Genomic DNA, 16,578 nt, shown 5'->3' with positions numbered 1-16,578 from the left:
GTGAAATAGAACACCCAGGCCCCGCCGGTGGCGACGCCGATCAGCAGCCACAGCACCCATTTCGTTAGCCGCAGGCGTATCTTGCGCGCATCCCACTTGGCGTTCCACAGGCGCACACGCTTGTTGCGGTCGCCTTCGACCCAGCGCTCGACCAGAATGAACAAGTCGGTCCAGACCGTCTGGGGGCAGGCATAGCCGCACCAGACCCGGCCCAGCGCCGAGGTGAACAAAAACAGCCCCAGCCCTGCCATGATCAGCAACCCGGCCACGAAATAAAATTCATGCGGCCAGATTTCGATCCAGAACATGAAGAACCGCCGATTGGCCAGATCGACCAGCACCGCCTGATCGGGCAGGTTCGGGCCACGGTCCCATCTGATCCAGGGTGTGATGTAATAGATACCCAGCGTCAGCGCCATCAGCCACCACTTAAGGTTGCGAAAACGGCCCGATACCCGCCGGGGGAAAATAGGCTCGCGGGCTGCGTAAAGCTTTGGGGTGGTCTGGCTGTCGGACATGCCGAGGGTGTCCCGTATCTGGTTCGCGTCAGGTCTTAATGGGGTCAAAGCCACGCGTCAGCCTTGACCTGGATCAAGCCATATCCTGAAGGGCTTGGCGATCCGCATTGAATACAAGCTGCGCCCGTCCGCGCGCAAACAGCGGCTATCCGGATAGCAAGGTCTGAAGGCAGATCAAACGGCCATATTGGCGCAAGATTGGCGCCGGTCCCATGAAAACGCGCGAACATGAAGGGACCGACGCCGTTACCCGGGGGCGGGACAGCCCCCGGATCTCGATGTTACTCGCCGCCACCCAGTTGGTGAACATAGGTGGAAACGGCGCGGATATCGGCCTCTGACAGGCGCGTGTTCCAGTTCGGCATCACACCAAAGCGGGCATTGGTGACCGTCTGTGCGATGGCCGCATCCGATCCGCCATACAGCCAGATGGCATCCGTCAGATTGGGCGCACCCTGAGCACGGTCGCCGGTGCCGTCTTCCATGTGGCAGGCAGAACAATTGTCAAGGAACACCGTTTCGCCCGGTGCGGCCAGGGCGGCATCAAATTCCTGCCCCGACAGTTTGCGGACATATTGCACAACCTGCGCGATTTCCGGCGCTTCCAGGATTTCTCCAAAGGCTGGCATCTGCGAAAAACGCGCATCCGGGTCTTGCTCGTTCCGAATGCCATGCGTCACGGTGGTGTGTATCTCTTCGATACTGCCACCCCACAGCCAATCGTCGTCCAGCAGGTTGGGATAACCCGTCGCCCCCGCCGCACCCGCGCCATGGCACTGGGCGCACCAGGTCTGGAACACGGCGCGACCGGCATTCGCGGCATAGTTCATCAGCTCTGGATCAGACGAGATCGCCGTCAGATCGGTGCTGACAAGGCGCGCCTCGACCGGGGCGTTCATCGTATCGAACGTCTCGATGTCAGCCGCCACATTGGCGCGAGTCGAAAAGCCCAGCAAACCCGGCGTTGCCTTGGAAATCATCGGCCAGGCCGGATAGGCGATGGAATAGCCGATGCCCCATATGATGGTGATATAGAAGGTCCACAGCCACCAGCGCGGCAGCGGGTTGTTGAATTCCTCGATTCCATCCCAGGAATGGCCGGTGGTTTCGGGATCGCCGGGCTGTTTGTTCTTGTCGGTCATATCCGCGCCTCCTTGTTCTGCGCGCCATTTGTGTCGTCGTCACGGGCGGGTCGGTCTTCATGCCGGAACGGGATGCCGGCACTGTCGCGATGGCCGCGCGTGCTGCCAGGGCGAAAGGCCCATAAAATCACCGCGACGAAGAATACGGTCATCATCAACAGCACCCAGCTGTCGGCGAAGGCCCGCATCAGGGAATAGGTGTCCATCCTCCTGCCCCCTATCGGCTGGTTTCAGGCTGGAAGGTCGAAAAGTCGACCAATGTGCCCAGCATCTGAAGATAGGCGATCAGCGCATCCATTTCGGAAATGCCGGGCTGCCCGTCGAAGTTGCGCACCTGCGCCCCGGGATAGCGTTCCAGCAACCCGTCGGTATCGCCGAAGGGATCAATCTGCACCGCAAAATCCAGGCTGGCGTTTTCCAGCATCTCGTCGGTATAGGGCACGCCTACGGCACGATGAGTGCGCATCGTATCCTCGATATACTTTCCGTCGATCAGCTTGCGCTGAAGGAAGGCATATTTCGGCATGACCGATTCCGGCACCACGGATTGCGGATCTTTCAGGTGATCGACATGCCATTCGTCGGAATAGCGCCCCCCCACCCGGGCCAGATCGGGGCCTGTGCGTTTCGAGCCCCACTGGAACGGATGGTCATACATCGATTCCGCCGCAAGGCTGTAATGGCCATAGCGTTCGACCTCGTCCCGCATCGGGCGGATCATCTGGCTGTGGCAGACATAGCAGCCTTCGCGGACATAGATATCACGACCGGTCAGCTCCAGCGGCGAATAGGGCCGCATGCCTTCGACCTTTTCGATGGTGTTCTGAAGATAGAACAGCGGTGCGATTTCAACGATACCACCAACGGTCACGACCAGCAGGCTGAAGACCAGCAAAAGGGTCGCGTTCTTCTCGATGATTTTATGTTTGTCGAGGAATGCCATTTTCTGCTGTCCTTATTCAGCAGGAACAGCCGCCGCAGCGCCGGCCTTCACCGGGGCCGAGGTAGCGGTTCGCCACAGGTTGTAACACATGATGAGAGCGCCGGTCAGATACATGGTCCCGCCCAGGGCGCGCACCACATACATCGGGAACTTGGCCGAAACCGTGTCCGCGAAAGAGTTGACCAGGAAACCCTGCGCATCGACTTCACGCCACATCAGGCCTTCCATGATGCCGGTCACCCACATCGACGACGCGTAAAGAACGATGCCGATCGTCGCCAGCCAGAAGTGCCAGGATACCAGCGACAGGCTGTAAAGCCGCTCGCGGTTCCACAGCTTCGGCACCAGGAAATACAGCGCGCCAAAGGTGATCATGCCGTTCCAGCCCAAGGCACCGGAATGCACGTGGCCGATGGTCCAGTCGGTATAATGCGACAGGCTGTTGACCGCGCGGATCGACATCATCGGGCCCTCAAACGTGGACATGCCATAGAACCCGACGGCGACCACCATCATCCGCAGAATCGGATCGGTGCGCAGCTTGTCCCAAGCGCCAGACAGCGTCATCAGCCCGTTGATCATGCCGCCCCAGCTGGGCATCCACAGGATGATCGAGAACACCATGCCCAACGTAGAGGCCCAGTCAGGCAGCGCGGTATAATGCAGGTGGTGCGGACCGGCCCAGATATACAGGAAGATCAGCGCCCAGAAGTGGATGATCGACAGCTTATAGCTGTAGATCGGGCGTTCGGCCTGCTTGGGCACAAAGTAATACATCATCCCCAGGAACCCCGCCGTCAGGAAGAACCCCACCGCATTGTGGCCATACCACCACTGGGTCATCGCATCCTGCACGCCCGAAAACACCTGCACCGATTTCGACCCGAAGATCGACACCGGCAGCGACAGGTTGTTGACGATATGCAGCATCGCGATCGTCACGATGAAGGACAGATAGAACCAGTTCGCAACGTAGATGTGCTTTTCCTTGCGGTTAAGGATCGTCCCCATGAAGACGCCCAGATAAACCACCCAGACCAGCGTCAGCCAAATATCCACATACCATTCGGGTTCCGCATATTCCTTGGATTGGGTCGCGCCCAGCAGATAGCCCGTCGCGGCCAGCACGATGAACAGGTTATAACCCCAGAACACGAACCAGCCCGCATTGCCGCCCCAAAGGCGCGCTGCGGATGTGCGTTGAACAACATAAAAGGATGTGGCGATCAGGGCGTTTCCACCAAAAGCAAAGATGACCGCCGATGTATGCAACGGACGCAGCCGCCCAAAGTTGGCGTAACCTTCGGCCCAGTCGAAATTCAGCGCCGGAAAGGCCAGCTGAAACGCGATGAACACGCCAACCAGAAAGCCCACAACACCCCAAAATGCTGTCGCGATCACGCCCGCCCGCACAACGCCGTCATTATATGACAGCGGATCGGGCACCGCCCGAATCTCATCCGCACGGCGCACGGTCCAGATGAACAGCCCTCCCGCAACCAGCATCACGATCAGCGCGTGCACCAGATAAGCGGCGTCATGGGCGAAATTGGCTGCAATGGCGGCCAGCAGCGCAATCGCCGCCAGTAATGCCATTTTCATATAGTCCCACATCCCAGTGTCCCCTTGTCTTACCCGCCATGATTCGGAAATCGGGCGGGGGTTTTCTATGCCAGCGGTATGAAACGACGCGACCGCAAACTCTTTGATCCATGTCAATGGATGAATCTGAACGCCTTGACCCGTGTCAAAGCGGGCGCGAACAGAACGGGCATACTGAAAGGGCGTTGATCCAACGCGAAGGAGGATGAAATGTCATTCAAAACCATTCTGACGGTTGTCACCGACACCGAATTGTCGCAGGCGGCGCTGGAACCGGCGATTGCCCTTGCCCTGAAGAACGATGCGCATCTGGATACGCTGTGTCTGGGCGTGGACCATACCCAGATGGGGTATTATTATGGCGCCGCCGAGGCCGTGCTGATCCAGCAAAGCCTGCATCAGGCCCAGAACCGGGCGGATGAGATCGAGGCCAGCGTAAAGGCGCGCCTGACCGCGGAAGAATTTCCCTGGGCTGTCGAAAGCGCATCGGCGCAGATTGCCGGATTGGTGCAGATCGTGGCCCAGCGCGCCCGGTTTTCAGATCTGGTGGTTCTGCCCCAACCCTATGGCGACAAACGCGCGCCAGAGCATGAGGCCACGCTGGAAGCGGCCCTGTTCGACGGCCGCGCATCGGTTCTGGTTGTGCCGGACGGGGCGCAATCATCGGTCAAGGCCGACAAGATCGTGATCGCCTGGAACGAAAGCGCCGAAGCCCTTGTGGCTGTCCGCCGGGCGCTGCCGCTGCTGCAACAGGCCGGCACGGTCAATATCACCGTCATCGACCCGCCAGCCCATGGCCCGAACCGCTCTGACCCGGGCGGTGCTCTTTCACAGATGCTGGCACGCCATGGCGTGAAAACTGAAATCTCGGTATTGGCAAAAACCATGCCATTGATATCGGATGTGCTGAACCGCCAGATCGAAGACATCGGCGCCGATCTTGTCGTGATGGGGGCCTATGGCCATTCGCGCTTCCGCGAGGCGATCATGGGCGGCGCGACCCGCCATATGCTGGAACGTGCCAAGGTTCCGGTTTTCATGGCGCACTGATCTGCATCTGCCTCGGTGCCGACAACAGGAAGGACTGCCAGCAAGCATTCCGGCATTTATGAGTACAGGAATATTCCCGGCCCTTCGATTTGTCGGGCTGGGCATATTGTTGGTTACGGAAGATATCACGCGATGGGGTGCAGAACACGAAAACTGCGCCCCGCCCAGGGAATCAGGGGGGCGTTTCCGCCTGCCCGTTGCCCGCTAATAGACACCGCCATCGGTGTCGTCCCCGGTTTCGTCCATCAGGCGTTCCATATCCGGAACGACGATGCGGCGCTTGCCTTCAAGGATGATGACCCCTTCACGCTTCAGCACGGATATCTGGCGGCTGACGGTTTCCAGCGTCAGCCCCAGATAATCGGCCATCGCCTCACGCGTCAGCGGCAGATCGAAGGCAACCGAAGTTCCCCCTCCCGATGTCATCAACTCGGCATCCCTGCGGGCAAAGATCGCCAGCAGGCTGGCAATCTTTTCACGCGCTGTCTTGCGGCCCAGCAACAGCATCCATTCGCGCGCTGAATCCAGTTCATCCAAGGTCATTTCAAGCAGGCGCTGCGCGATATGCGGTGTCCGCGCCATCAGGGCCTCGAACGGCTTTTTGCGAAAACAGCACATCGTCAATGGCGTGGCCGCCACCAAACTGTAAACCGCGCGATCGCGCCCCGGCCGGCCCACGAAATCAGACGGCAGCAACAGCCCCACCATTTGCGTGCGGCCATCCTCCATCGTCTGCGACAAGGTGGCGATGCCTGTCACCACCGACGCCACGAAATCCATCTTGTCACCCGACCAGATCAAGGTCTGCCCGGCGGCATAGCTGCGATAATATTTGATGTCTTCCAGCTGCTGCAATTCGTCCCCGTCGCAACGCGCGCAAACGGCGCGGTGGCGAATAGGGCAATCTGCACAATCCAGATGCATCAAAGCAGGTTCCATGATCGCCATGTTGCACCTCATTCTTGACTTCGATCAAAGCGCCTACGGACACGATCATACAAATCTAACCCGATGAGCATGGAATCACAACTTTCGCGCTTAGGTTTATTTGACGCGCGGGTGCCACGGTATACCAGTTATCCCACGGCACCACATTTTTCTGCGTCAACGGACCAGCGGCATTTTATCCGGTGGGTCGAGGCGATCCCGCCCCGCTCACGTATTTCGCTGTATATTCATATACCTTTTTGCCGACGGTTGTGCTGGTTTTGTGCCTGTCGCACCCAGGGCACCCGAACCGATGCGCCGCTGCGCGGCTATCTTGACCGGCTGAAACAGGAACTCGCGCTGCTCGCCAGCCATCTGCCCGATGGAATCACCCTGTCACGGCTGCATTGGGGCGGGGGCACCCCGACCCTGCTGCCACCCGACATGATGCAGGAATTGTCAGACGCGATCTATCGCGTCGCCCCGCTGGATAGATTCGGCGAATTTTCGGTCGAAATCGACCCCAATCAGATCGACGCGGCACGGCTTGATGTTCTCAAATCCGCCGGAATGAATCGCGCCTCGATCGGGATACAGGATTTCGACCCCGAAATTCAGTCTGCCATTGGCCGCATCCAAAGCTATGACATCACGCGCGCCGCCGTCGACATGCTGCGTGCGCGAGGCATTTCCAGCCTGAACGCCGATATCCTGTTCGGCCTGCCATACCAGTCGCGCGAACGCATTGCCGAAAGTGTGCAGAAACTGCTGTCGCTGGCCCCCGACCGGGTCGCGCTTTATGGCTATGCCCATGTGCCGTGGATGGCCAAACGTCAGCAGCTTATCGCCTCCGATGCCCTGCCCACCCCCGAAGAGCGGCTGGCCCTGTTTGAAACCGCGCGCCGCCTGTTCCTGTGGGATGATTACCGCGAGATCGGCATCGACCATTTCGCTCGGCCCGGCGACGGGCTGGAACTGGCCCGCCGCAACAAAAAGCTGCATCGCAATTTCCAGGGCTATACAGATGACACCGCGCCGGTTCTGATCGGACTGGGGGCTTCGGCGATTTCACGCTTTCCGCAGGGTTATGCGCAAAACGCCTCATCCACCTCGGATTATGCCCGCCGCATCGAAAGTGGCCAGTTCGCAACCGCACGCGGCCATATCTTCAGCGCCGATGATCTGCTGCGCGGCCGGATGATCGAAGCGTTGATGTGCGACTTTCGCATCGACGCCGCCGAGATGATCCAGACATTCGGCATCAGCCCGGACAGCTTGCAGGCCATGTTCGCGCAAGTCGCCGCCGCATTTCCCGGAACGGTCACGCTGGGCCAGGCCGGGTTCGACATCAACAAGGACGCCCGCCCCCTGACCCGCCTGATCGCCCGCGGTTTCGACACCTATGATCTGTCAAAAGCCGGTCACAGCCCGGCTATCTGATAGCCATACCCGATCTTCCTGGCCTGAATACTCATCTTCCAAGCCGCGCAAATGGCCCGACGCCGCAGGCGTTCTATCTGAATCAGGCAGGCTTCAGATCAAAGGCTGCCTGCATCAGCGCCCGGGTATAGTCGGTTTGCGGCGCGTTGAAGACTGCATAACTGTCGCCGGATTCGACGACATCGCCCTGTTTCATCACGATCACCTTGTGGGCCATCGCACGCACCACCTTCAGGTCATGGCTGATAAACAGATAGGCCAACTGATATTTCTGCTGCAACCGGCGCAGCAGATCGACAATCTGCACCTGCACCGTCATATCCAGCGCCGAGGTGGGTTCGTCCAGCACCAACAGGCGCGGGCGCAGGATCATCGCGCGGGCAATGGCGATGCGCTGGCGCTGTCCGCCGGAAAATTCATGCGGATAGCGCTGCATCATTCCGGCATTCAGCCCGACCTCGTTCAGGGTTTCGGCGACCAGATCGCGCCGCGCGCGGCCTGTCTCGTGCCCGTGAACGCCCAAACCTTCGGCCACGATCTGCTCAACGGTCATACGTGGTGACAGCGACCCAAAGGGATCCTGAAACACGATCTGCATGTCACGCCGCAGCGGGCGCATCTGCGCGGATTTCAACCCGCTTATGTCGCGCCCATCGAACTGGATAGACCCTTGCGACGAAATCAGCCGCAATATGGCCAGCGCCAGCGTGGTCTTGCCCGATCCGCTTTCGCCGACCACGCCCAGCGTTTCCCCCGCCCGCACCGATATCGTGGCGTCATTCACAGCCTTGACATGCCCCACAGTGCGCCGCATCAACCCGCGTTGAATCGGGAACCACACCCGCAAGCCATCGGTGCGCAGCACCTCGGCGGCGGCGGGCGGCACCGGCACCGGCAGGCCTTTCGCCTCGGCCGCCAGCAATTTGCGGGTATAGGGATGTTGCGGGTCGGCGAATATCTGGCCTGTGGGACCGGTTTCAACGATCTGACCGTCCTTCATCACGCAAACCCGGTCGGCAATGCGGCGCACGATGCCCAGATCATGGGTGATGAACAGCAGGCTCATGTCTTCCGTGCGTTTCAGATCGGCCAGCAATTCAAGAATTTGCGCCTGTATGGTCACATCCAGCGCCGTCGTGGGTTCATCCGATCAGCAGATCGGGGCCGTTGGCCAGCGCCATCGCGATCATCACCCGCTGACGCTGCCCGCCCGACAGTTGATGCGGATAGGCACCCAGGCGCGTTTCAGGGTCGCGAATGCCAACCTTGTTCAGCAATTCGATGATCCGCGCCCGCACAGCGCCGCCCGTCAGCCCCTGATGCAGCCGGATGCTTTCGGCCAGTTGCTTTTCCAGCGTGTGCAGCGGGTTCAGCGATGTCATGGGTTCCTGAAAGATGAAACTGATGTCATTGCCGCGCACCTTGTGCAGGCGGGCCGCGCTGGCCCCGACCATCTGATCGCCATTATAGGTGATCGACCCCGTGACCGTCGCACTTTCAGGCAGCAACGATACCGTTGAAAGCGCTGTGACCGATTTTCCCGAACCGCTTTCGCCCACCAGCGCCACGGTTTCACCGCGCCCGACCTCGAACGACACGTTGCGCACTGCGGGGTGGTCCTGCCCGTCCTGCCGGAAGCTGACCGACAGGTTATTGACCGTCAGAACGCCGCTCATTGAAAGGTCTTTCTGGGATCGAAGGCATCGCGCACGCCTTCAAAGATGAAAACCAGCAGCGACAACATCACCGCGAAGGTGAAAAACGACGTAAAGGCCAGCCATGGCGCCTGAAGGTTCTGCTTGGCCTGCAAGGTCAATTCCCCCAGCGACGGGGCCGAAGACGGCAGCCCGAAACCCAGGAAATCAAGGCTGGCCAGCGTGCCGATCGTGCCGGTGATGATAAAGGGCAGCAGGGTCAGCGTCGCGACCATCGCATTTGGCAGCATATGACGGAACATGATCGTGCGGTTGCCCACCCCCAGCGCCCGGGCCGCCCGCACATATTCGAAATTGCGCGCTCGCAGGAATTCGGCCCGCACCACCCCCACCAGCGCAGGCCAGCCGAACAGCGCCGTCAGCGCCACCAGCAGCCAGAAACTCCGCCCCAATATCGCGAAAAGAATGATGATGATGTACAGTTGCGGGGTAGAGGTCCATATCTCGATGACCCGCTGAAAGATCAGATCGGTCCAGCCACCAAAGAACCCCTGAACCGCCCCGGCCGTGATCCCGATCACCGCCGCAATACCGGTGACGATCAGGGTGAACAGGATCGACAACCGAAAGCCATAGATCACCCGCGCCAGAACATCGCGCGCCGTGTCATCCGTGCCCAGAAGATGGGTCCAGTCCGGCGCCGAGGGCGCCTGACCGCCCACGTCATTCACCGTATCGTAACTGAACGGGATCGGTGGCCACAGGATGAACCCCTGGCGTATCGGTTCGCCGTCCATTATCCCGTCGCGCGCATCCTCGATCAGGGTTTCCGGCTCATCCCAGCAATCGACGCGCCCACCGGTGATGATCAGGCATTGAACCTCGATATCGCGATAAATCGCCTCGGTGCGCAGATCGCCGCCAAAGGTGGTTTCGGGATAGAAGTTATAGACCGGGAAATAGGTCTGTCCCTGGTAACGCACGAAAATCGGTTTGTCGTTCGCGATGACCTCGGCGAACAGCGACAGGCCGAACAGAACCGAAAAGATCAGCAACGACCAATAGGCGCGCCGGTTGCGCCGGAAATTCCGCCAGCGCCGCTGGTTCAATGCAGAAATCGCAGGCAACATCATGTTTCACGGCTTTCGAAGTCAATACGCGGATCGACCAGAACATAAGTCATGTCCGACAACAGGTTGACCAGCAGCCCGATCAGGCCAAAGGCATACAGGGTGCCAAACACGATGGGATAATCGCGCGCCACGGCGGCCTCGAACCCAAGACGGCCCAGGCCATCCAGCGAAAAGATTGTCTCGATGATGATCGACGCGCCAAAGAACACGCTGATGAACAGCCCCGGAAACCCCGCGATCACGATCAGCATCGCGTTGCGGAACACGTGGCCATACAATACCCGTCGGTCGGTCAGCCCCTTGGCGCGGGCGGTGATCACATATTGCTTCTTTATTTCATCCAGAAAGGAATTCTTTGTCAGCAGCGTCAGTGTCGCAAAGCTGGAAATGGTCGATGCGATAACAGGCAAGGTGATGTGCCAGAAATAATCGGCGATCTTGTGGCCCAGCGTAAAGTTCTCCCAGCCGTCCGATGTCAGCCCGCGCAACGGGAACCAGCTGAAATATGACCCGCCCGCGAAGACGACCAACAACAGAACCGCAAAAAGAAAGCCTGGAATGGCATAGCCCAGAATGATCGCGCCCGATGTCCAGGTGTCGAACGCACTGCCATCCTTGACCGCCTTGCGGATACCCAGCGGGATTGAGATCACATAAGCCAGCAATGTGGACCACAGCCCCAGCGTGATCGACACCGGCAGCTTTTCGATGATCAGGTCCACAACCGATATCGACCTGAAATAGCTTTCGCCGAAATCGAAGGTCAGATAACCGCCCATCATTTTCAGGAACCGCTCCAACGGCGGTTTGTCGAACCCGAATTCCTTTTCAAGCTGTTCAATGAATTCCGGCGGCAGCCCGCGCGAGCCCAGATATTTTTCATCCCCCGACGCGATCGAAGAGGTTCCGGCATCATTTCCACCGCCGGCAAACCCGCCGAAAACATCGCCGCGCCCTTCGATCTGGGCGATGATCTGTTCGATGGGGCCACCCGGCACGAACTGGGTCAGCGCGAAATTCACGATCATGATGCCCAGCAAGGTGGGAATGATCAGCAGCAACCGCCGAAGAATATAGGCGCCCATGTGGTGCGTTCTGCCCTTGTTATCGGAAGGCCCCGGCGGCCTTCAGCTTTTCGCCCTTTTCGGCGTTATACCACCAGACATCCAGATAGCCCAAGTCATAAGGCGGCAACACGTCGGGATGTTCATACTGGTCGAAATAGGCAACCCATGAATTGGATTTATACCATGTCGGGATCACGAACAGTTTCGCCCGCATCAGCCGATCCAGCGCGCGCGTCGCCACCTTGAATTCATCGCGCGACCTGGCCGCCACCAGCTTGTCGATCAGAATATCTGCGGCCGGATCGGCAAAACTGGCTGGGTTGAAATGGCTGGCCACGGCATCGGCCGATCCGAACCGCTGTTGCATGCCCAGGCCTGGCACCAGATTGGTGTAATAGCTGGCGGCGATCATGTCGTAATCCTTGCCGCGGATCAGATTGGTGTATTGCGACGGATCGACCCGGTTCAGCACCGCCTTGATGCCAAGCACTCTCAGATTGTCGATGAACGGGCTGACAATGCGCTCGATATCGGTGTCATCGGTCAGAAACTCCAGGGACAGAACCGTGCCACTGTCGTTGACCCGAACGCCATCCGAACCCGCCCGCCAACCGGCCTCGTTCAGCAATGCGTCGGCCTTGGCCAGATTTCCCCGGTCCAACTGGCGCTTGCCAGATGTCGGGGCCATCACCACCGGATCGGTCAGCAAAGCCGGATCTATCAGATCACCCAAGGATTTCAGCAGTTCCAGTTCGGCGCCCTCGGGCACGCCCGTCGCCCCCAGATCGCTATTTTCCCAGAACGAATTACGATGCTCGAACAGACCGTATTGCAGGGTCTCATTGGTCCATTCGAAATTATACATCAATGCGATGGCCTGACGGACGCGAATATCCTGAAACTTGTCGCGCAGCAGGTTGAAGACGAATCCGGATGCCTCGGGCAGATTGCCATCGGGCAATTCGGCCTTCTTGACGAAACCCTTGGAGACCTGCGGAAAATCATACCCCGTGGCCCATATTTTGGAACTACCCTCTTCGCGGAACGTATATTCCCCGCGCTGAAAGCCCAGCAGGGCGGGGGTGTTGTCGGAATAATACTGCACCCGGATGGTATCGAAATTGAACCGGCCCTTGTTGATCGGCAGATCCTTTCCCCAATAATCGGGGTTGCGTCGATAAACGATCTGCCGGTTGATGTCATAGCTGTCCAGCAGATACGGGCCGGTGCCCATGATCGGCGTCAGACTGGCCTCATCCAGCCGCGCGCCGGTCTTTTCGAACCACGCCTTTGACATCACCGGGTTCGATCCCATCTGCGAAATCAGCCCGTCGCGCGGCACGTCAGGGCGAAATGTGAACTTTACCCGGTGCGGACCCAGCACCTCGGCGGATTCGACCAGTTTGCTGATCGCAACGCGGTAATCGATATAGGCCTGCTCCATCAACAGATCGAAGGTGAATTTCACGTCTTCGGCTGTTACCGGGGTGCCGTCGGAAAACCGCGCCTCGGGGCGCAGGTTGAATATGACCCAATCCTGACTTTCTGGATATTCCAGCGATTCAGCGATCAGCCCGTAATCGGCGCCGGCCTCGTCCGAGGTGCTGGTCATCAGCCGTTCGACCATCAAGGTCAGCGCCAATGCGCCCGAGCGCCCCTTGCGCGAAATCGGGGTGAAATTGTCAAAAGTGCCTTCGGCCCAGATCGACATGTCACCGCCTTTGGGCGCATCGGGATTGACGTAATCAAGATGCTTGAAATCCGCAGGGTATTTCAGCTCTCCAAAGGTGGAATACCCGTGCGATTTGATGATCTTTTCATCCGATTGCTGGGCGTGGCCCGGCATGGCCAGCAACAGCATGGCCACCAGCACCAGAAAAAGCCCCGTCAGCGGGGCGCTGTGGTCTACTCTGCGGGAAATCATGCATACCTTGGGCTTCATCAGCGTCCTCCGTCATTCTGACCCAAGCTATGACCCGGCGGACGTCAAGTTCAAGTTGAGTTTCCGTGAGCCGGAGCAATCAGACATGAAAAAGGGCCGCTCCGCCAGGAACAGCCCCCAATTCAAGCGCGGCAAAGCCGATTACTGCGCAACCGATGCCAGATAGGCGATCACATCGGCGCGGTCTTCGACCTTGGGCAGACCGGCGAATGTCATCGTGGTTCCCGGCGCAAAGCCCTTGGGATTGGTCAGAAAATGGTTCAGGTTCTCAGGCGTCCAGACATCAGCGACTTTTTCAAGCGCCCCGGAATAGGAATATCCCTCGGCTGTATCAACGGCACGACCGACGACACCATACAGATACGGACCCGTGGAATTGGCGCCCTGCTCCAGCTTGTGACAGGCCTTGCACTTGCCAAAAACCCTTTCACCCTTGCCGATATCTGCGGATGCCAGAACCTCGGCGAAAGGCACTTCGACCTCGTTGCTTTCGCTTTCGGTAGCGCCAGTGTCGATCACATAGGCCTGCGCTGTTTCATCGCCATGCCCGCCGCCCATATGATACAGGCTTTCTGCTGCCCAGTTGCCCAGCAGGAAGATCAGCAGGGCGCCGCAGAAACCACCGACGATTTTGGTAAGGGTCATTGTGTCGAACATGTCGCTTTCCTGTTCACTCCCGATTTGGGGCGTATCTATCCGCTTCCCTAGCTGCGATGCAAGGTGTAGTTACCGCGACCAATCGCCCGAGGGCAGGTAAAATTCACGAAACGGGGTCACATGACAGGACGTATCGCCTTTCAGGGAGAGCCAGGCGCCTATTCACATCAGGCCTGCGCCGAAGCGCGGCCCAGGCTGGAGGCCCTGCCCTGCAAGACATTCGAAGACACGATCGACGCGGTGCGCCGGGGCGATGCCGATCTGGCGATGCTACCGGTTGAAAACTCGACCTATGGCCGGGTCGCCGATATCCACCGCATCTTGCCAGAATCGGGATTGCATATCGTGGACGAGGCCTTTGTGCGCGTTCATATCAATCTGCTGGGGGTGCCGGGCGCAAAATTGACCGATGTGCGCCACGCCATGAGCCATACCGTCTTGCTGGGCCAGTGCCGCGATTTCCTGCGCCAGAACCAGATTGATCCGATGACCGGTGCCGATACGGCCGGATCGGCACGGATCGTGGCGCGCGATGGCGACAGGTCGATCGGTGCGCTGGCCTCTGAACTTGCAGGCGAAATATATGGGCTCGATGTCCTGGCGCGTCATATCGAAGATCACGATACCAACACGACGCGGTTTCTGCTGATGGCGCGCGACCCCGACCTGCGGCGGCGCGGACCGGCGGGCATGATGACCAGCTTCGTGTTTCGCGTGCGAAATATCCCGGCGGCGCTCTACAAGGCGCTGGGGGGCTTTGCCACCAATGGCGTGAACATGACCAAGCTGGAAAGCTATATGGTCGGCGCAGAATTCACCGCAACGCAATTCTATGCCGATATCGAAGGCCATCCCGACGACCGCAACGTGCAGCTTGCGATGGAAGAGCTGGATTACTTCACCACGCACATGACATTGCTGGGTGTCTATCCCGCCGACCCCAAGCGACGCTGACGCCGCGCGGCCTGCGATCAGGCCCGTGGCGCGGTTTCGTTCAGGCGCATTTCAACGCGCCGCGCAAAGCCGTGGATTTCCTGTTTGAACCGCCGCGTCAGATTTGCCTTGGCCAGACGCAGCGATTGCAGGAACAGGCGGGCGGCCATCGTGCGCGGCTTGATGTCCAGCTCGATCATAAGCCGGGTCTGACGCGGCGACAGCTGCAACAGCTCGACATGCAGCGTTCCGTCAAAGCCGCTGCTTTGCGAAAGCACGCTCAACAGCTCCGGGCGCTCATAGCGCACCATTTCGGCAGTCAGTTCACGCATCTTGCCGCGATAACGCATCCGCGTCTTCCAGGACATCCCAACACCAGGTCTGGTCAACCTGTCGGTGCGTGAGACCTCGGCGCCGCGCCGCAGAATTGCGCGCTCGAACAGATCGAAATCCGTCACAGCGGCAAAGACCTGATCCACCGATCCTGCGATATCTTCACGTGTCGAAAATTTCATGCCACCTGCCAACCGTTCCCTGCATCAGTCTTTGCGTTAATCCAGCCTGTCCGCAAGCCAGTTCGACAGCAGGAATTCAGCAATGGCCCCCTTGCGGGGTGCGCGGATCATGGGGTGTTCGCCTGCGAAAACCGTCAGCATGTCTTCGCGACTGACCCATATCGCATCTTCAAGCTCGACCGGATCCACCGATATCTTGTCGTCCAGCGCGATGCCACGACACCCGAACATCAGCGATGACGGAAACGGCCAGGGCTGCGAAGACAAGTAATCCACCGCGCCCACACGAATACCGGCCTCTTCAAACACTTCGCGCCGCACCGCGGCCTCGATCGTTTCACCGGGCTCGATAAAGCCCGCCAGCAACGAATACATGCCCTGCGCCCAACCGGGAGAACGGCCCATCAGAACCGAATTACCTTTCAGGATCAGCATGATAACAACAGGATCGGTTCGCGGGAAATGCAGTGCCTTGCAGGCCGTGCAACCGCTTTGCCAGCCGGCCATTGACAGGGCATTGCGCCCGCCACAGCGCGCACAAAACCCATGGGTCTGGTGCCAGCCCAATATCGCCTTTGCCGTCGCCGACAATTCTGCATCTCGCGGTGTCAGCGCCCCCATCACCTGGCGCAGATCGGCAAATACGACCGTTTCGGGCAACCCCGGATAGTGCTGCTGCGAGTTGTCATGGAAACTGTCCAGTGCCTCGGGCAGCACCGGCGGTTGCCAACTGGATACATCCAGCGCAAAGCATCCCTCACCCTGCTGCAGCCCCAGGAATACCGCGTCGGCCTCTCGCTCGGCGCAAAGCTCGTGCCTTGTGGTCAGAAAGGCCAATCCGTTCGTCGCCATGTTCATCAGGATCTTGCCACGCCAGACCATCAGAACATGGGCGCCCGGTTCCGACCAAAGCCGTTTCAGCGCGCCCGCGTCGCCACGCAGATGCGCGGCCCTGTCCAGGCCCGATCCACCGAATGTCACTTCCTCTGCATGCCGCATCCGCCCCACCTCCGCTTTCCTGTTGACTGCCACGACTGCAAGGCGAGAGCAATCT

General features: G+C 59.3%; 15 protein-coding genes and 1 pseudogene. 3 read left to right on the top strand and 13 right to left on the bottom strand.

Annotation, left to right across the window (positions count from 1 at the left end):
* The 5 genes from ACTCHC_RS01555 to ccoN form a co-directional block, all read right to left on the bottom strand.
* Positions 1-518: 4Fe-4S binding protein (locus ACTCHC_RS01555; RefSeq protein WP_463020689.1), on the bottom strand; the 518-nt coding region annotated here is incomplete at its 3' end.
* 281 nt (positions 519-799) lie between these two features.
* Positions 800-1,660: a cytochrome-c oxidase, cbb3-type subunit III gene (gene ccoP / locus ACTCHC_RS01550; protein WP_463020688.1), complete on the bottom strand. Its 861-nt coding sequence runs from the start codon at positions 1,658-1,660 to the stop codon at positions 800-802.
* On the bottom strand, positions 1,657-1,866 hold the full coding sequence (locus ACTCHC_RS01545) for a cbb3-type cytochrome c oxidase subunit 3 (RefSeq protein WP_463020687.1): 210 nt from the start codon (positions 1,864-1,866) through the stop codon (positions 1,657-1,659). The genes ccoP and ACTCHC_RS01545 overlap by 4 nt, the downstream gene beginning before the upstream one ends.
* An 11-nt stretch (positions 1,867-1,877) precedes the next feature.
* The gene (gene ccoO, locus ACTCHC_RS01540) at positions 1,878-2,603 is read right to left on the bottom strand and encodes a cytochrome-c oxidase, cbb3-type subunit II (protein ID WP_463020686.1); all 726 of its coding nucleotides are present in this window, start codon (positions 2,601-2,603) and stop codon (positions 1,878-1,880) included.
* 12 nt (positions 2,604-2,615) lie between these two features.
* Complete coding sequence (gene ccoN, locus ACTCHC_RS01535) at positions 2,616-4,217, bottom strand: cytochrome-c oxidase, cbb3-type subunit I (protein ID WP_463020685.1); 1,602 nt, start codon at positions 4,215-4,217, stop codon at positions 2,616-2,618.
* A 198-nt stretch (positions 4,218-4,415) separates the two neighbouring features.
* On the opposite strand from ccoN, the gene ACTCHC_RS01530 reads away from it, so the two are divergent.
* Positions 4,416-5,255 carry a universal stress protein gene (locus ACTCHC_RS01530; protein WP_463020684.1) on the top strand — a complete coding sequence of 280 codons (840 nt, stop codon included), beginning with the start codon at positions 4,416-4,418 and terminating at the stop codon, positions 5,253-5,255.
* Between the two features lie 204 nt (positions 5,256-5,459).
* Here the strand turns inward: ACTCHC_RS01530 and fnrL are convergent, their stop codons facing one another.
* Positions 5,460-6,203, bottom strand: coding sequence for a transcriptional regulator FnrL (gene fnrL / locus ACTCHC_RS01525; protein WP_463020683.1), 744 nt, complete (start codon positions 6,201-6,203; stop codon positions 5,460-5,462).
* Positions 6,204-6,266: 63 nt separating this feature from the next.
* On the opposite strand from fnrL, the gene hemN reads away from it, so the two are divergent.
* Positions 6,267-7,622, top strand: a complete 1,356-nt coding sequence (gene hemN / locus ACTCHC_RS01520) for an oxygen-independent coproporphyrinogen III oxidase (RefSeq protein ID WP_463020682.1) — start codon at positions 6,267-6,269, stop codon at positions 7,620-7,622.
* A gap of 82 nt (positions 7,623-7,704) precedes the next feature.
* On the opposite strand, the pseudogene ACTCHC_RS01515 reads toward hemN, so the two are convergent.
* The 5 genes and pseudogenes from ACTCHC_RS01515 to ACTCHC_RS01495 form a co-directional block, all read right to left on the bottom strand.
* Positions 7,705-9,298, bottom strand: a pseudogene (locus ACTCHC_RS01515) (ABC transporter ATP-binding protein).
* Positions 9,295-10,410, bottom strand: a complete 1,116-nt coding sequence (locus ACTCHC_RS01510; RefSeq protein WP_463020681.1) for an ABC transporter permease — start codon at positions 10,408-10,410, stop codon at positions 9,295-9,297. Before ACTCHC_RS01510 ends, ACTCHC_RS01515 begins: the two are co-directional and overlap by 4 nt.
* Complete coding sequence (locus ACTCHC_RS01505; protein ID WP_463020680.1) at positions 10,407-11,495, bottom strand: microcin C ABC transporter permease YejB; 1,089 nt, start codon at positions 11,493-11,495, stop codon at positions 10,407-10,409. The genes ACTCHC_RS01510 and ACTCHC_RS01505 overlap by 4 nt, the downstream gene beginning before the upstream one ends.
* A 19-nt stretch (positions 11,496-11,514) precedes the next feature.
* Positions 11,515-13,419 carry an extracellular solute-binding protein gene (locus ACTCHC_RS01500; protein WP_463020679.1) on the bottom strand — a complete coding sequence of 635 codons (1,905 nt, stop codon included), beginning with the start codon at positions 13,417-13,419 and terminating at the stop codon, positions 11,515-11,517.
* 141 nt (positions 13,420-13,560) lie between these two features.
* Complete coding sequence (locus ACTCHC_RS01495; RefSeq protein WP_463020678.1) at positions 13,561-14,076, bottom strand: c-type cytochrome; 516 nt, start codon at positions 14,074-14,076, stop codon at positions 13,561-13,563.
* Positions 14,077-14,196: 120 nt separating this feature from the next.
* Between ACTCHC_RS01495 and ACTCHC_RS01490 the strand changes: the two genes are divergently transcribed.
* Positions 14,197-15,030, top strand: coding sequence for a prephenate dehydratase (locus ACTCHC_RS01490; RefSeq protein WP_463020677.1), 834 nt, complete (start codon positions 14,197-14,199; stop codon positions 15,028-15,030).
* 17 nt (positions 15,031-15,047) lie between these two features.
* Here the strand turns inward: ACTCHC_RS01490 and ACTCHC_RS01485 are convergent, their stop codons facing one another.
* Together ACTCHC_RS01485 and nudC are read right to left on the bottom strand one after the other, a co-directional pair.
* Positions 15,048-15,524 (bottom strand): SRPBCC family protein, encoded by a 477-nt coding sequence (locus tag ACTCHC_RS01485; protein ID WP_463020676.1) that lies wholly within the window; start codon positions 15,522-15,524, stop codon positions 15,048-15,050.
* Between the two features lie 36 nt (positions 15,525-15,560).
* Entirely contained in the window at positions 15,561-16,523 is a 963-nt protein-coding gene (gene nudC, locus ACTCHC_RS01480) for an NAD(+) diphosphatase (protein ID WP_463020675.1), read from the bottom strand.
* Positions 16,524-16,578 lie beyond the last annotated feature (55 nt).

The organism is Actibacterium sp. (assembly GCF_055134745.1).
The sequence above is the reverse complement of the archived record's forward strand: the minus strand, read 5'-3'. Positions and strand labels throughout refer to the sequence as shown.

What these genes read in the sequence shown, in the direction of transcription:
- ACTCHC_RS01490 (WP_463020677.1), top strand. Translation starts at nt 14,197, where the DNA reads ATGACAGGACGTATCGCCTTTCAGGGAGAGCCAGGCGCCTATTCACAT.
- ACTCHC_RS01500 (WP_463020679.1), bottom strand. Translation starts at nt 13,419, where the DNA reads ATGAAGCCCAAGGTATGCATGATTTCCCGCAGAGTAGACCACAGCGCC.
- ACTCHC_RS01545 (WP_463020687.1), bottom strand. Translation starts at nt 1,866, where the DNA reads ATGGACACCTATTCCCTGATGCGGGCCTTCGCCGACAGCTGGGTGCTG.
- ACTCHC_RS01510 (WP_463020681.1), bottom strand. Translation starts at nt 10,410, where the DNA reads ATGATGTTGCCTGCGATTTCTGCATTGAACCAGCGGCGCTGGCGGAAT.
- ccoO (WP_463020686.1), bottom strand. Translation starts at nt 2,603, where the DNA reads ATGGCATTCCTCGACAAACATAAAATCATCGAGAAGAACGCGACCCTT.
- ACTCHC_RS01495 (WP_463020678.1), bottom strand. Translation starts at nt 14,076, where the DNA reads ATGTTCGACACAATGACCCTTACCAAAATCGTCGGTGGTTTCTGCGGC.
- nudC (WP_463020675.1), bottom strand. Translation starts at nt 16,523, where the DNA reads ATGCGGCATGCAGAGGAAGTGACATTCGGTGGATCGGGCCTGGACAGG.
- ACTCHC_RS01505 (WP_463020680.1), bottom strand. Translation starts at nt 11,495, where the DNA reads ATGGGCGCCTATATTCTTCGGCGGTTGCTGCTGATCATTCCCACCTTG.
- fnrL (WP_463020683.1), bottom strand. Translation starts at nt 6,203, where the DNA reads ATGGCGATCATGGAACCTGCTTTGATGCATCTGGATTGTGCAGATTGC.
- ccoN (WP_463020685.1), bottom strand. Translation starts at nt 4,217, where the DNA reads ATGTGGGACTATATGAAAATGGCATTACTGGCGGCGATTGCGCTGCTG.
- ACTCHC_RS01485 (WP_463020676.1), bottom strand. Translation starts at nt 15,524, where the DNA reads ATGAAATTTTCGACACGTGAAGATATCGCAGGATCGGTGGATCAGGTC.
- ACTCHC_RS01530 (WP_463020684.1), top strand. Translation starts at nt 4,416, where the DNA reads ATGTCATTCAAAACCATTCTGACGGTTGTCACCGACACCGAATTGTCG.
- ccoP (WP_463020688.1), bottom strand. Translation starts at nt 1,660, where the DNA reads ATGACCGACAAGAACAAACAGCCCGGCGATCCCGAAACCACCGGCCAT.
- hemN (WP_463020682.1), top strand. Translation starts at nt 6,267, where the DNA reads ATGAGCATGGAATCACAACTTTCGCGCTTAGGTTTATTTGACGCGCGG.